Genomic DNA, 14030 nt, shown 5'->3' with positions numbered 1-14030 from the left:
GCTTGACCCGGAGTCCGGCAGGACTCATGATGAGCGCCGAGACCTGCAAGGATCCCCATGGCTACGCGTGCACTTTCGCCCCAATCCGCCGCCGACGTTCGCGCGGCCTTCCGTCGCAGCCTGCGCCGCGCGGCGCAGATGACGGGCGCGGGGGTATTGTTCTGCGCGATGCTGTTCCTCGGCCTCGCAATGCTCAGCTATACCCAGACCGATCCCAGCCCCTCCACCGCGGCCGCCACGGGCACCGTTGCCAACTGGATGGGCGGTGCCGGGGCATGGGCGTCCGAACGTGTCCTGTTCCTGTTCGGCATCACCGGTGCGCTGCTGCTGCCGCTGCTCTATGTCGGCGCGCGCAAGCTGTGGCGCGATGTCGAGGAAGAAGACCGCGACACCGAAACGCGCTGGTGGCGCCCGGTGCTCACACTGGTCGCGGGCATGGCGCTGCTGTCGATCGTGCTGTCGCTCGCCTTCGATGGGCCGGGCGGTTCGCTCCCCGCCGGGCTCGGCGGCATCACCGGACTGCTGGGGGCAAAGGCCACCGCGGCGATCGCCACGCGACTGGCGGGCGGTGCGGCCGGCTGGGTGATCCTGGCCGTGGCGCTGCTGGCGTTGGGCGGCGGGCTGGCGCTGGTGACGCGCGTCTTCGCGATCGACTGGCGCGGGTTGCTGACCCTGCCGCTGTTCCTCCATCGCCGCGCGCTCGACCGGGCCGCGAGCGATCCGGGCGAGAGCAAGCCCCGCATGCCGCGCCGCGCGAAGCGGGTCACGCCGACAACGGATAGCGAAGGAGAGCGGGAAGACGCGCCCTCCCCCGCCCCCGCGCGCCGCGCGCCCGAGATCGCCGCCCCCAGCGCCGCGCCGCGCAAGGCCGATCCCGCAAAGGCGGCGAAGCAACGGGACATGTTCGCCAGCTTCGACCTCCCCAGCCTCGACCTACTGGAAGAAGGCGATGGAAGCGCGGCGCCCAAGCTCGACAAGATGGCGCTGGAAAGAAACGCCCGTCTGCTGGAAACCGTGCTCGACGACTTCAACGTCAAGGGCGAGATCACCGCGGTCCGCACCGGCCCCGTCGTCACCATGTACGAGCTGGAACCCGCGCCGGGCATCAAGGCCAGCCGCGTCATCGGCCTGGCTGAAGACATCGCCCGCAATATGAGCGCGATCAGTGCCCGCGTCTCGCCCATCCCGGGCAAGACCGTGATGGGTATCGAACTGCCCAACGCCCACCGCCAGATGGTCAATTTCAAGGAACTGGCGAGCTGCGCCGCCTTCGCCGATGCGAAGGGTGGCCTGCCGATGATCCTGGGCAAGGATATTTCGGGCGAGCCGATCGTCACCGACCTGGCAGCGATGCCGCATTTGCTGGTCGCGGGTACAACCGGTTCGGGCAAGTCGGTTGGGCTCAACGCGATCCTGCTGTCGTTCCTCTATCGCTTCACGCCCGACGAATGCCGCCTGATCCTGATCGATCCCAAGGTGCTGGAGCTCAAGACCTACGACGATATTCCCCACCTTCTCAGCCCCGTGGTGACAGAGCCGCACAAATCGGTGCGCGCGCTCAAATGGGCGGTGGAGGAGATGGAGCGGCGCTATCGCATGATGAGCAGCATCAATTCGCGCAACCTTTCCAGCTTCAACGAGAAGGTCCGCGCGGCGGCGGCCAAGGGCAAGCCGCTGGGCCGCCGCGTCTCCACCGGCTTCGATCCCGACACCGGCGAGGAATTGTACGAGGAGGAGCAGCTCGATTACCAGCCGCTGCCCCTCATCGTGCTGATCGTGGACGAACTGGCCGACCTCATGGTGACCGTCGGCAAGGAGATCGAGGTGCTGATCCAGCGCCTCTCGCAGAAAAGCCGCGCGGCGGGCATCCACCTGATCATGGCGACCCAGCGCCCCTCGGTCGACGTCATCACCGGCGTGATCAAGGCGAACCTGCCGACCCGCATCAGCTTCAAGGTGACGAGCCGGATCGACGCGCGCACCATCCTGGGCGAACAGGGTGCCGAGCAGCTGCTGGGCAAGGGCGATATGCTGTACAAGCCCAATACCGGCGCGATGATCCGCGTCCACGGCCCGTTCGTTTCCGACGAAGAGGTCGAGCGGGTTGCCGATCACTGGCGCGGCCAGGGCAAGCCCGAATATGTCGATGCCGTCACCGAAGAACCTGAGGACGGCGGTTTCGGCTTCGACGACGAGCTGACCGCGAGCGACGATCCGGAAGAGCGCAAGTACCGCCAGGCATGCCAGATCGTGTTCGAGAACCAGAAGGCGAGCGGATCGTGGCTCCAGCGGCAGATGGGCGTGGGCTACAACACCGCCGCCAAGTGGATCGAGCGGATGGAGGGCGAAGGGCTGGTCGGTGCGGCCGATCACGTCGGCCGCCGCGAGATTTTCCGCGACCGGGACGGCAGTCCGCTCTGACGGTGCACCTGCCAGCATGAGCGGCAGCCGCGACTTCACCTTTCAAGAGATCGGCATGGCGGGCGCCGGCGCGGGCGACATTACGCGCGCGGTGCCGCTGGAGGTGCCGGTGGCGTTCGAATTCGCCGGTCTCGCCTACGCGGTGATGATGGCGACACCGACCGAGCTGGAGGATTTCGCGCTGGGCTTCGCGCTGTCAGAGGGGTTGATCGGTACGCCGGATGAGCTGGGAGAGGTTACGGTCGCGCAAATCGATGGCGGTGTGATCGTGCGGGCCGACTTGCCGCCGACCCGTGCCGAGCCGCTGCGAGACCGGGTCCGGTTGCGCGTGACCGAGGGCAGTTGCGGACTATGCGGCTTGCAAAGCATCGAGGACGTGCTGCGACCTCTCCCTCCCCTCACCGCCAGACCACTTGCCAACCGAGAGGCACTAATCGCCGCCCTGGGTGCGTTGCGCAAACATCAGCCCCTATCGCGCGAAACGGGGGCGGTGCATGCCGCTGCCTTCGCCGATGCCGAAGGGACGATCCTCGCCGCGCGCGAGGATGTCGGGCGGCACAACGCGCTCGACAAGCTGGTGGGCCATTGCGCGCAGGTTGGGCTCGACATGGAGGATGGTTTCGTGGTGCTGAGCGCGCGCTGCTCCTACGAACTGGTCGAGAAGACGGTGCGCGCCGGGTGCCCTTTGCTGGTGACCATCTCCGCCCCGACCAGCCTCGCGGTGGACCGCGCTCGCAGCGCCGGACTGACCCTGGTTGCGCTCGCCCGCGACGACACCGCGCTGGTGGCGCACGATCCGCACGGCCTGTTCGCATGAATATGCTCGGCGCGGTGCTTGCGGGTGGCCGGGCGAGCCGCTTCGGCAGCGACAAGGCACTCGCCCGGCTGAACGGACAGACGCTGCTCGGTCATGCCGTCACTGCGCTCGCGATACAGTGTGAGCGCGTGGTGGTCGTCGGGCGAGAGATGGCCGACATGGCGTCCACGCCCGACTATCCGGGTCCCGGAATGGGGCCACTGGGCGGCATCGCCGGATCGCTGCGATACGCGCGCGAGCATGGCTTCGCCTGCGTGCTGACCTGTGGCCTCGACGCGCCGGGCCTGCCCGAAAACCTACGCGACATGCTCGCCCCAGCTCCCGCCTACCTCGCCAGCCAGCCGGTGATCGGATGCTGGCCGGTCGAGGCGCTCGAAGCGGTCGAGGCGATCCTCGCAGGCGACGGGAAGCACTCGATGCGGGCGCTGGCACAGGCGTGCGGGGCGCGTGCTGTGGTGGGCGAGATACCCGCCAATATCAACACCCGCGCCGATCTCGTGGCGCTGCAGGGCGATTGACCTCAACTGCCGAGCGTTGCTTCGCCCGTCACCGCGACGCCATCGCCGTGGGTGACGATCAACCGTGCCGCATCCCCGTCGATCGCCGCGCCCAACGTCAGATCCTCCCCCACGAAGCTGGGCGAGACGGCGCGGAAGGCGAATTCGGCGATCCGGCGCCCGTGGGCGATCGTCTCGAGATGCTCGAACAATTTCGTCGCCAGCAACGGACCATGGACCACACAGTCGCGATAGCCCTCGACCGACCGCGCATAATCCGCATCGTAATGGATTCGGTGCGAGTTGAAGGTCAGCGCGCTGTAGCGGAACAGCTCGACCGGTCCGGGAGCGAACCCTGCGGTGTGCCTGGCTGCGAATTCGGGTTCCGGCGCGCGGCGCACGGCGAGGTCCGGGCTACGATGCGCCTCGCGATAGACGAGATCCTGTTCCTCCACGATCAGGGGGGCGTCCTGGCCCTCCGCCCGGATCGAATGTTCGACGGTGCAGAAGGCCATGTCGCCCGAGCGACCACGCTTCGCCACAGCCTTCGTCAACCGGGACGTCCGCACCAGCGCCATGCCGGTGGTCAGCGGCGCTTCGAACCGGATACGGCTGCCCGCCCACATGCGACGCGGGAGCGAAATCGCGGGCAGCATGCCCTCCGCTTCGCGCATCGGATGTCCGTCTACCCCCAGCCGCGACTCGCGCGCATCGGGGCGGAACAGGACGAAATGCCCCAGCGGCGGGGGTGTATCGCTCTCCTCCCAGTCGCGATCGAGCAACGCGGCGAGCCGCCGCATGCGCTCGGGGTCGACCTGGTCCCGGGTGGTTTCTTCGCGGCCGATGTGGCGCTCTAGGATTTCCTCGTCGGTCATACTTCCGGAAATAGCCGCCACGATGGGTGAAGACCAGCACGGGCTTGGCGCAGGCCGCGCAAGGCCTACATCGGGTGCTCCAACCGCCGAGGCTTCCCTACCCATGACACCGATCGAAGACGACCATGCCGCGCTGGCCTCCGCTTGCGAGCCGGGCGTCGTGCTGTGTACCATCGTCGGGATCGAGGGCAGCTTCTCGCGCCGCATCGGTGCGCAGCTCGCCATCCGGCCGGACGGGAGCGTCACCGGCAGCCTCGCCGATGGATGCCTGGAGCGTCAGCTGGCCAGCGATATCGCCGCTATGCCCCGGCCCGATGTGCGCCGCTACGGCCATGGCTCGCCGCAGATCGACTTTCGCCTGCCATGCGGGGGCGGGCTCGATATCCTGCTCGATCCGGCGCCCGATCGCGACGCCTGTCGGGCGGCGCTGGCCAAGCTCGAGCAACGCGAGCCGGCGAACCTGACCCTGCCCGCGAACGATCTTTTGTCGCAGCGCGCATATCAGCCCGCCCTGCGCGTGCGCGGCTATGGCGAGGACCCTGAGCTTGGCGCGCTCGAAACACTGTCGGCTGCGTGCGGCATCGGCTTCGAGCGGGTCGAGACCGGTTCGCTGTCGCTCGGCCAGACGCCGGCCCTGCCGCCGCCCGACCGCTGGACCGCGACGGTGCTGCTCTTCCACGATCACGAGTGGGAGATACCTCTGCTACAGCACGCTGTGAACGGTCCGGGGTTCTATATCGGGGCACAAGGCGGCGCGACCGCGCGAGAGGCCCGTAATGCGAGGCTGAAGCAGGAAGGAGTGTCCGAGGACGCAGTCGGGCGCATTCGCGGACCCGTGGGCATCATCCCGGGATCGCGCACGCCGCGCACGCTCGCGCTCTCGATCCTGGGAGAGATCGTGGGGAAATACGAAGCGCTGCACCCTCATGGCTGAGCGCGCCGATCTCCTAACAGTGCTGCTGGCCGCGGGTGCCGCACGGCGCTTCGGAGGCGGCAAGCTGGATGCGCCCGTCGCGGGCAGACCGCTGGGTACATGGTCCGCGATCGCCCTGCAGCGCTTGCCGGCGAGTGGGCGGCTGATCGTCGTTCCTCCGACCCCGCCAGCCTTCGTAGATGCCCTTGAGGGTTGGGATATCGCCACCAATCCGATGCCGGAGAGGGGTATCGGCGGGTCGATCGCCATCGCGGCACGCCATGCCGCCGCGTATGGGTTCGAGCGCATGGTCGTCGCTTTGGCGGATATGCCACTCGTGCCGTCGGACCATTTTGCCGCACTTGCGGACGGCGACGCCATCGCCTTCACGCGCTACCCCGATGGCAGTCCCGGCGTTCCCGCTGCATTTCCGCAGCGGCGCTTTGCGGCACTTGCCGAACTGACGTCAGGCGGTGCGGCTGAACAAGACTGGGGGGAAGAGATCGCGCTGATTGCACCTCGCGATGGGCAAGCGCTGAGCGATGTGGACGAGCAGGGCGATCTACCGGCTGTGGAGCGCCTGTTCCTCGAAAGAGCGGACCGAAAACCGCCTCAATAGGCGTTCTGGTGCACGAGCACGCGCAGGGTTCGCAGCAAAATCGCCAGGTCGAGCCAGATCGACCATTGCGTGGAATAGGCGAGGTCGGCCCGCAAACGGTGCGTCAGGTCCTCCTTGCGCTCCGTTGCGCCGCGATAACCCTGCACTTGGGCGAGGCCGGTAATGCCTGGCTTGATCGCGTGGCGCAGGAAATACCGGTTGTCGATCTCCCAGAACAACAGTTCCTGCGCACGGCTCTGCACCGCGTGGGGGCGAGGCCCAACCAGGCTCATGTCGCCCAGCAGCACGTTGATGAGCTGGGGAATTTCGTCGATGCTTGTCTTGCGAATGAAGCGACCGATGGTGGTGATCCGGTCGTCGTCGCGCCCCGTGGACCGGGCGCCATCGCCGTCGCAGCTTTCCACCCGCATGCTGCGAAACTTGAAGATTTCGAACATGTGGTTGTGCTGGCCGATCCGCTTCTGGCGGAAGATTACGGGGCCGGGACTGTCCAGCCGGATCAACAGCGCGACTATCGCCATCGGAATGGCCAGTGCTATCAGGATCGGCACGGTGATGGCGAGATCGAGCGCGCGCTTTATCACGCGGTTGCGCAGGCTCAGCGGCCCCTTGCTGACCAGCACGACGGGATAGCCGGGTGCCAGCGAGGAATATTGCATGCCGAGATTGCCGAATTCAGGCACGAGTATGCCGCCGTCGCGACCCAGCCCCTTCAACACCACCGACCACCGCTCCCGCCGCTCCGGCGGGCACGACACCACGATCTGGTCGGTATGGGAGAGTATGGCGGCGATTCGCGCGAGCATCACCGGATCGCTGCAGGATGGAGCTAGGTCCGTTGAACCGCAGTCCAGCAGCGTATAGCCCGGCGGGGCATCGCGCAGGTCCGTACCGTCAACGACATAGACGCGGGAGATGATCGGACGGGCGAGAACGCGATGCACGACCACATTGATAGCCGCGCGCCCTGCCAGCACGAGAAAAAGAGCCAGCGCCATACCACCCCAGGCAGCTCTCGGCGGCATGGGCACGCTTTGCTGGATCGCGCCGACCACCAGCATGCCAAGCAGCAGAGTCAGGGCGAAGCCCTTGAACGCACGCGACCAGCTGACATGCAGCGCGACCAGCGCTTCGTGCGAATAGGCCCCGGCGAACAGCCCACAGATGACGTAGATCGGCACCGTGAAGGCGAGCGGCAACCACAGGTCTGCCGCGTGCAGACCCTGCGACAACCCGGCAACGAAGAACATGCCTGAGGCTAGCGCGCACAGGTCGGTGATGGCCGTGATGCCATACAAGACGAAGCGCAATTTCGCCGAACTGCGTAGGTTCGACGGGCGATAGCCCGTGACCACTTCACCGGGGGAATCGGCCTTGTCGACGCTCAGATACATGATGGAGCTTTTCCACCTCCGTCGATTTTGCGCTGCGTGGCAACGGGTGATTTCTGCTCCAAACCGAGCAGTTTTCGTCCTATCCCCGGTTGTCGGTATTGGCTAACGCCGCATCGCCCCGGTCTCATAGCGGAACAGCCTGCGGCCCGATCTTAACGTCCCTTAAGCTTTTTCATAGGCTCTATATTGCAGTGCAGCAATTCCACGTCCGCGATTCGATTTTGCTTTTGCCGGGCCGACTATTAACCCTACATGCGCGGCACGCGGGCCTTCCGGAAAGTCGCCTTGGCGACGTAGCCACCGTGTTAACGTTCGGCACGCGGCAAATCCGGAAAAGGCACAGCTGTTTGTGACGACGTTGACTCGCTCTTCGGCGCAAACAATGCCACAGGACGCCCGATTCGGGACATAAGGTAAACCGGCGGCCCGCGCCGGCCAGAGGAAATGAGACCATGTTGAATCTCTCTCCGTCCGACGTAGCAGCGTCGCCCTTCCCCCATGCGGTCAAACAGGGGATACTTCCCGAAGATCTCTACAACGAATTGCGCCGGGATTTCCCTCAGACACGGGCATTCGCGCAGCAGAGTGAGACGAGCGGGAGCGCGGGTAGCCGGGTCGGCAAAGGCACCGGCTTCGACATCTATCGCGGAGACGCGGCATACGATGCGCTGATCCAAAGCTCGCCAGCCTGGAAGCGCTTCGACGCCTGGATCAACTCGCCGGAATTCGTCCGCAAGTTCAACGAGCTTTTCGGCGATCGTCTCGATGCGCTCGGATGCAAGGTTATCGTCGATCCCGAAGCTTACGACAGGGAGCGCGTGGAAGGGCGCGAGGTGCTAACGGATTCGCAGACCCTCGCCGATCGCGCCAAATCCCTCGGCCGCAAGCTCTTCAAGCACAGCGACGGCGGGCGCAAGGAGGCGGTTCGGCTCTTCTCCCGCCTCGATGTCGAGAAAAGCATCGGTGGGTATGCAAAGCCGCCGCATTGCGATCGCCGCAATCGGCTGTGCTCCCTGATCATCTACTTCACGGACCTAGAAGCGGCAGGCACGAAGGGGGGCGAACTCAACATCTACGCGCTGAAGGATGAAAAACCGCCTCAGGACCACGCGCGCCACCCTCATCTGGACGAAGTCGACGCGGTCGCGACGATCGTGCCGAAGGAAAACCTCGGCGTGTTCTTCCCCTGCTCCAACAACAGCTATCACGGCGTGAATGCGTTGCAGAGTCAGGATGTCGAGAGGGACTTTCTCTACATCAATATCTCCACCGACAATTTCTCCGCCTGGTAATTTCGCAGCGCGCTTTGCGGCGCGCGGCGACAACCCATGTGGTCGGGGGCCATTCTGCCATAGCGGGCGAAGGCCCACTCCCCGCCGCACAGGAAAGAGGTTTCCCATCGTGCAATTGCCCGTCTGCCTTGCCCACCGCCGTTTCGGCGATTCCCGTGGGTGGTTCACCGAGAGCTACAATGCGAAGGCCCTGGCCGAACAGGGGATCGAAGACCGGTTCGTCCAGGATAACCATTCCTACTCGGCGGCGCGCGGTACGCTTCGTGGAATCCATCTCCAGGCGCCGCCCTCCGCGCAGGCAAAGCTCGTCCGGTGCGTGCGCGGCGCGATCTGGGACGTGGTCGTCGATCTGCGCGCCGAGTCCCCGACATACGGGCGCTGGGAGGGTACCAACCTCGACAGCGACGAAGGTCGCCAGCTCTACGTTCCCGTGGGTTTCGGGCATGCCTTCGTCACGCTGACACCCGATTGCGAGGTGATCTACAAGGTCAGCGATTACTACGCCCCGGACTGCGAAATCGGCGTGATCTGGAACGATCGCGAGCTGGCCATCGACTGGCCGCTCGACGGCGAGCCCGAACTATCGGCAAAGGATCGCGAGCTGTCGACGCTGGCCGCATTCGACAGCCCTTTCAGCTATGACGGGCAGCCATTCGAGAAAATCCTGGGCACCGGGCCCGATTCCCAATGACGGAGGCGACACTTATCGACCATCGACGTATCCTCGTTACCGGCGGCGCGGGTTTTATCGGCTCCGCTCTGGTGCGCCACCTGATCGGCGAAACGCAGGCGGAGGTGCTGAACCTCGACAAGCTGACCTATGCCGGCAACCTCGCATCGCTGAAGGACGTGGCCGACGATCCGCGCTATCGCTTCGTTCAGGCCGATATCTGCAACGGCGAAGCGGTTGCCGCGGCTATCGAGGATTTCCGGCCCGATGCCATCATGCATCTGGCGGCGGAAAGCCATGTCGATCGCTCGATCGACGGCCCGGCGCAGTTCATCCAGACCAACATCGTCGGCACGTTCGAGATGCTGCAGGCGGCGACGGGGTACTGGAAGGGGCTGGAAGGGGCGGAGAAGGAAAGCTTCCGGTTCCATCATATCTCCACCGATGAGGTATATGGCGCGCTGGGTGACGAGGGATACTTCACCGAAAGCACGGCCTACGATCCCCGCTCGCCCTATTCGGCATCAAAGGCGGGGTCCGATCATCTGGTCAGCGCGTGGCACCACACCCATGGCCTGCCGACGATCATCACCAATTGCTCGAACAATTACGGGCCCTACCACTTCCCGGAAAAGCTGATCCCGCTTGTCATCATTCGCGCGGTCGGGGGCGAGGAACTGCCGGTCTATGGCGATGGCAGCAATGTGCGCGACTGGCTGTTCGTGGATGACCACGCCCGCGCGCTGACGCTGGCCATGGATCGCGGCACGCCGGGCGAAACATACATGATCGGCGGTCATTCGGAGCGGACCAATCTGCAGGTGGTGCATGGCATCTGCGATGTGCTGGACGATCTTTCCCCCCCCGCCGACGGGGCCAGCTATCGCGAGCAGATCACGTTCGTGTCCGATCGCCCAGGCCACGATTTCCGCTACGCCATCGATCCGTCGAAGATCGAGCGCGATCTGGGTTGGAAGCCTGCCGAGAACTTCGAGAGCGGGCTGCGTCGCACGGTCCAGTGGTATCTCGATAACCGCGATTGGTGGGAAGACATCCTGTCGGGCGGATATCGTGCGGAAAGGGTGGGCATTGGCGGCTGATCCGCAAGCTGTGGGGCGAACCTGGCTCGTAACCGGGGGGAGCGGGCAGGTCGGCTCCGCCCTGCGCGAACTCGCCCCGGCTGCTTCGGTCCAAATTTACGCGCCGGACCGTTCCGAACTGGACCTTGCGCAGCCGGGCGATGTCGACGAACTCCTTCGCCGGACCAATGCCGAACTGATCGTCAATTGCGGGGCCTACACTGCCGTCGATACGGCAGAGGGCGAGGAGGACCTCGCCCGGCGCATCAACGCGGATGCCCCGGGCGTACTCGCGCAGGCGGCGGCGAGCGCGGGAATCCGTATGGTCCACATCTCGACCGACTATGTCTTCGACGGCGAATTGACCGGGCGCGCCTATCGTGAGGAGGACGATGTCGGTCCGATCGGCGCATATGGCCGCACCAAGCTGGCGGGGGAACAAGCCGTTCTGGCCAGCGCCTGTCGCAGCGTGATCTTGCGTACCGCCTGGGTGGTGAGCCCGTTCGGAAAGAACTTCGTGAAGACCATGCTGCGCCTCGCGGAAGAGCGGAATGAATTACGGGTGGTCGCTGACCAGTTCGGCAATCCGACATCCGCGCATGATATCGCCCGCGCCATTCTGACGGTTGGCCGGCGGCTGGTCGGCGAACCGGATTCACCGACGGGGATCTATCACTTCACCAATGCCGGTTCGACGAGCTGGCATGGGTTGGCCCGCCATATCGTGGCCCGAGCGACCCGCGACACCGGCAGGACGGTGGCGGTCGAGCCGATCGCCACCTCCCAATACCCCACGCCTGCGAAGCGACCGGCCAATTCCCGCCTGGATACGGGAAAATTCGTACGGGAATTCGGATTTGCTCCCGCACCCTGGGAAGACGCGGTGGACGTTATCGTGGACCGCCTGACAGCAGATTGACGGCAGGAGCGCCTTGCTAAGGGTCAATCCGCAAATCGAAGTCGCCAAATTGAGTCCTCCAACACAATTCCCGCACCCGAAGGGGTCCCCCGTCTCATTTCCAGACAGTATCGCCGCGACATAAAGAACTTCGTAGTTTACGAATCTTTAACGATCACTTATTCTCGCGCCGTCCGGGCAATCCGGATTCTCATAACGGGTTCGCGAAAGAGGATGGGCGTCAGACGGTCCGCGAAGGGACTTGGAACGCGCGCATCTATAGGGACGGAAGGATGTAATTATGCCCCAGACACCGGATGGCGAAAAATCCGTGGTGCGCGGAAATGACGACGATAACGTCGTTCGACCGGCTTATGACCCCGATGGGAGCAAGATGTACGGCCGCGGCGGCGACGACAACATGCAGGGCGGACGCTACGACGACGACATCATCGGCGGGTCGGGCGACGACACCGCATATGGCGGCGATGGAGCGGATACGTTCCGCTTTTATGGCGATCAGATCGAAGGCAGCTCGGATTACGATCGGGTCTACGATCTCGACTTCAGCGAAGGCGATCATGTCTTCTTCGCCGATTTCGGCATTTCCTTCTCCGACATGGAGGGGGCGAACGCCCTGATGGGCGGGCGTGGCGTCTCCATTTCCAGCATGGGAGGTTTGGCCAATCTCGTCGAAACCTATTCGCAGATAACCGCGGAAAAGGTTCGCGACGATGGCCTGCTGATCACCATCGACAATGGCAACGGCCAGACCGAGGTGATCGAATTCAGCCACGCATGGTCCGATTACCTTGCGGCTACCACACCGACGGAAGTCGTTCTCGTATAACGAGCGGGCCAACCGGCAATCGCGAGCCCGCCCGAGCGATCGGGCGGGCTCTTTTCATTCCGGCGTGATTGGGAAGTTAGGGCCGATCGGATGTGTCTGGCGGCGCCGCTGGCGCCACGCTCGGCTCCCCCGAAATGCGCGGGGTCGGAATGACGGCGGACGGCATGGTCGCACCGCCCGCTTCGGCCGCAGGCGATGCGTAGGTTCCGTCGTTCTCCTCGACCACGCCGGGCATATCGCGGCCATCGTCGAGCACCAGGCTGTCGAGGGGATCGACCAGGGGACGCAGCGGCAGTCCCGCCAGGTCCGACAGGGCCGGATCGTAGGCTAGCGGATCGTAGGGTGCGACGTCCGCGCCGAACTGCGCGACATCGAGCAGACCCGCCTCGGCGAGCGCGAGTACCGTCGCCGCATAGCCGTTCGCCGCCGAACCGATCGCGGCCACGCGCGATTCCAGCAGGTCGTTGGTCGCGATCAGAACGTCCCGCGAGGTGCGCGTGCCCGCCTGCTCCTGCCGGCGCACACCCTCCAGCGCCCGTTGTGCCGCGAGGATGGAGTTCTCGTAGATCGGGGTGGCCGAAGTGGCAGCCTCTGCCTGCGCCCAGCGCGCCCCGATAGTGCTGCGCACCAATCGCCGGGCTTGCTCGACATCGAAAATATCGGCCTCGTTCAGCTCGCGCGCTTCGCGCACGCGCGACGTCAGCGCTCCGCCGGTATAAAGCGGCATCCGGACGGACACGCCCACGAAGAAGGCCTGCGAACGTGACAGGTCGCTGAATTGCGACAGGGGCGAACGCTGCGCCGAAGCCGTGCCGGAGATCACCGGCCCTCTTTCCGCCCGCCGCAGGGCCAGCGTCTCGCGCGAGGCAAGCTCGTTATATCGCGAGGCAAGGATCTGCGGGCTGTGCTCTTCGGCCAGCGCGTAGAGCGGCTGCAGCCCCGGCAGTTCCGGCGGCATGGGCAGGGGTGCGAGGTCGGTCGGATAATTGCCGACCAGCCGCCGGTAATTCGCCGCGCTTCCTTGCAGCGCAGCAAGCGCCTCACGCGCCTGCGCCAGCGCAACCTGCCGGCGATTGTCGGTCTGCTCAAGATCGCTGATGGTCACATCGCGCAACCGGAGGCGCTCCGAAGTGGTTTGAAACTGTTCGTCCAGCAACTGCGAGATTTGTGTCCGGACGCGATAGATCGCGAGATCGCGCTGCACCGCGACATAGGCGATCACCACATCGGCGATCATATTCTGTTCGGTGAAACGCAACTGTTCGAGCGACGCGAGCCGACCCGCTTCGGCAGAATTGAGATTGGCGGCGAGCTGGCCCGATGCGAAAAGGGGCTGGTCGAGCGTCACATCATATGTGTGGGTCGCACCGTCGCGTTCCCCGCCGAACGGGCCATTCGTTCGCTCCGATGCATAGACGTAACTGCCGCTGGCAGTGATCTGCGGCCCGAATTGCGCTTTCGCCTGCGTCACCACCTCGTCAGAAGCACGGGTGCGCGCCCGTTGGGCCTCCAGCTCGGGATTGCTTTGATACGCCTTCGCCAGCGCATCGGCCAGCGTTTCGGCATGAAGCGGCGCTGCGAGAAAGGAGGCCGTCAGCCACAAGGCCGGCCGGATAGCTCGCCTGGTAATACTGGGCATGGTCCCCCCGCCGCCTGCATGGTTAACTCTCTTTAAGTATATATCACCTAACCCGGTGCTCGAAAG

General features: G+C 65.0%; 13 protein-coding genes. 10 read left to right on the top strand and 3 right to left on the bottom strand.

The window, feature by feature from the left end; all coding sequences use genetic code 11:
* Positions 1-57 precede the first annotated feature (57 nt).
* Genes MKP08_RS04970 through MKP08_RS04960 form a run of 3 tightly spaced genes read left to right on the top strand, consistent with a single transcriptional unit; the run spans position 58 to position 3756 of the window.
* Complete coding sequence (locus tag MKP08_RS04970) at positions 58-2421, top strand: DNA translocase FtsK 4TM domain-containing protein (RefSeq protein WP_241555153.1); 2364 nt, start codon at positions 58-60, stop codon at positions 2419-2421.
* A 16-nt stretch (positions 2422-2437) separates the two neighbouring features.
* Entirely contained in the window at positions 2438-3238 is an 801-nt protein-coding gene (fdhD, locus tag MKP08_RS04965) for a formate dehydrogenase accessory sulfurtransferase FdhD (RefSeq protein ID WP_241555152.1), read from the top strand.
* Positions 3235-3756 (top strand): molybdenum cofactor guanylyltransferase, encoded by a 522-nt coding sequence (locus MKP08_RS04960; RefSeq protein WP_241555151.1) that lies wholly within the window; start codon positions 3235-3237, stop codon positions 3754-3756. The genes fdhD and MKP08_RS04960 overlap by 4 nt, the downstream gene beginning before the upstream one ends.
* A 2-nt stretch (positions 3757-3758) precedes the next feature.
* Here the strand turns inward: MKP08_RS04960 and MKP08_RS04955 are convergent, their stop codons facing one another.
* A complete protein-coding gene (locus MKP08_RS04955; protein WP_241555150.1) occupies positions 3759-4610 on the bottom strand; it encodes a MaoC family dehydratase N-terminal domain-containing protein in 852 nt (283 codons plus the stop codon).
* A gap of 103 nt (positions 4611-4713) precedes the next feature.
* On the opposite strand from MKP08_RS04955, the gene MKP08_RS04950 reads away from it, so the two are divergent.
* Positions 4714-5544 carry an XdhC family protein gene (locus MKP08_RS04950; protein WP_241555149.1) on the top strand — a complete coding sequence of 277 codons (831 nt, stop codon included), beginning with the start codon at positions 4714-4716 and terminating at the stop codon, positions 5542-5544.
* Positions 5537-6142, top strand: a complete 606-nt coding sequence (locus MKP08_RS04945; RefSeq protein ID WP_241555148.1) for an NTP transferase domain-containing protein — start codon at positions 5537-5539, stop codon at positions 6140-6142. The genes MKP08_RS04950 and MKP08_RS04945 overlap by 8 nt, the downstream gene beginning before the upstream one ends.
* Here MKP08_RS04945 and MKP08_RS04940 read toward each other — a convergent pair.
* Positions 6136-7536 carry an exopolysaccharide biosynthesis polyprenyl glycosylphosphotransferase gene (locus MKP08_RS04940; RefSeq protein WP_241555147.1) on the bottom strand — a complete coding sequence of 467 codons (1401 nt, stop codon included), beginning with the start codon at positions 7534-7536 and terminating at the stop codon, positions 6136-6138. The two genes, MKP08_RS04945 and MKP08_RS04940, sit on opposite strands and share 7 nt — an antisense overlap.
* Before the next feature lie 452 nt (positions 7537-7988).
* Here MKP08_RS04940 and MKP08_RS04935 point away from each other — a divergent pair, with 452 nt between their 5' ends.
* The 5 genes from MKP08_RS04935 to MKP08_RS04915 all read left to right on the top strand — a co-directional run bounded on the left by MKP08_RS04935 (position 7989) and on the right by MKP08_RS04915 (position 12325).
* Complete coding sequence (locus MKP08_RS04935) at positions 7989-8828, top strand: 2OG-Fe(II) oxygenase (RefSeq protein ID WP_241555146.1); 840 nt, start codon at positions 7989-7991, stop codon at positions 8826-8828.
* Between the two features lie 109 nt (positions 8829-8937).
* Positions 8938-9519: a dTDP-4-dehydrorhamnose 3,5-epimerase gene (rfbC, locus tag MKP08_RS04930; protein WP_373418067.1), complete on the top strand. Its 582-nt coding sequence runs from the start codon at positions 8938-8940 to the stop codon at positions 9517-9519.
* A complete protein-coding gene (gene rfbB / locus MKP08_RS04925) occupies positions 9516-10598 on the top strand; it encodes a dTDP-glucose 4,6-dehydratase (RefSeq protein WP_241555145.1) in 1083 nt (360 codons plus the stop codon). The genes rfbC and rfbB overlap by 4 nt, the downstream gene beginning before the upstream one ends.
* Entirely contained in the window at positions 10588-11496 is a 909-nt protein-coding gene (gene rfbD, locus MKP08_RS04920) for a dTDP-4-dehydrorhamnose reductase (RefSeq protein ID WP_241555144.1), read from the top strand. Before rfbB ends, rfbD begins: the two co-directional genes overlap by 11 nt.
* Before the next feature lie 280 nt (positions 11497-11776).
* A complete protein-coding gene (locus MKP08_RS04915) occupies positions 11777-12325 on the top strand; it encodes a hypothetical protein (protein WP_241555143.1) in 549 nt (182 codons plus the stop codon).
* 76 nt (positions 12326-12401) lie between these two features.
* On the opposite strand, the gene MKP08_RS04910 is transcribed toward MKP08_RS04915, so the two are convergent.
* A complete protein-coding gene (locus MKP08_RS04910) occupies positions 12402-13964 on the bottom strand; it encodes a TolC family outer membrane protein (RefSeq protein ID WP_241555142.1) in 1563 nt (520 codons plus the stop codon).
* Positions 13965-14030: the final 66 nt, after the last annotated feature.

The sequence above is a fragment of the Erythrobacter sp. LQ02-29 genome (assembly GCF_022576075.2).
Taxonomy (GTDB): domain Bacteria; phylum Pseudomonadota; class Alphaproteobacteria; order Sphingomonadales; family Sphingomonadaceae; genus Alteriqipengyuania.
Note: the sequence above shows the minus strand (reverse complement) of the source record. Positions and strands in the feature narration are given on the sequence as shown.

Coding starts and splice junctions, on each gene's coding strand:
- MKP08_RS04970 (WP_241555153.1), top strand. CDS start 58: ATGGCTACGCGTGCACTTTCGCCCCAATCCGCCGCCGACGTTCGCGCG.
- fdhD (WP_241555152.1), top strand. CDS start 2,438: ATGAGCGGCAGCCGCGACTTCACCTTTCAAGAGATCGGCATGGCGGGC.
- MKP08_RS04960 (WP_241555151.1), top strand. CDS start 3,235: ATGAATATGCTCGGCGCGGTGCTTGCGGGTGGCCGGGCGAGCCGCTTC.
- MKP08_RS04955 (WP_241555150.1), bottom strand. CDS start 4,610: ATGACCGACGAGGAAATCCTAGAGCGCCACATCGGCCGCGAAGAAACC.
- MKP08_RS04950 (WP_241555149.1), top strand. CDS start 4,714: ATGACACCGATCGAAGACGACCATGCCGCGCTGGCCTCCGCTTGCGAG.
- MKP08_RS04945 (WP_241555148.1), top strand. CDS start 5,537: ATGGCTGAGCGCGCCGATCTCCTAACAGTGCTGCTGGCCGCGGGTGCC.
- MKP08_RS04940 (WP_241555147.1), bottom strand. CDS start 7,536: ATGTATCTGAGCGTCGACAAGGCCGATTCCCCCGGTGAAGTGGTCACG.
- MKP08_RS04935 (WP_241555146.1), top strand. CDS start 7,989: ATGTTGAATCTCTCTCCGTCCGACGTAGCAGCGTCGCCCTTCCCCCAT.
- rfbB (WP_241555145.1), top strand. CDS start 9,516: ATGACGGAGGCGACACTTATCGACCATCGACGTATCCTCGTTACCGGC.
- MKP08_RS04915 (WP_241555143.1), top strand. CDS start 11,777: ATGCCCCAGACACCGGATGGCGAAAAATCCGTGGTGCGCGGAAATGAC.
- MKP08_RS04910 (WP_241555142.1), bottom strand. CDS start 13,964: ATGCCCAGTATTACCAGGCGAGCTATCCGGCCGGCCTTGTGGCTGACG.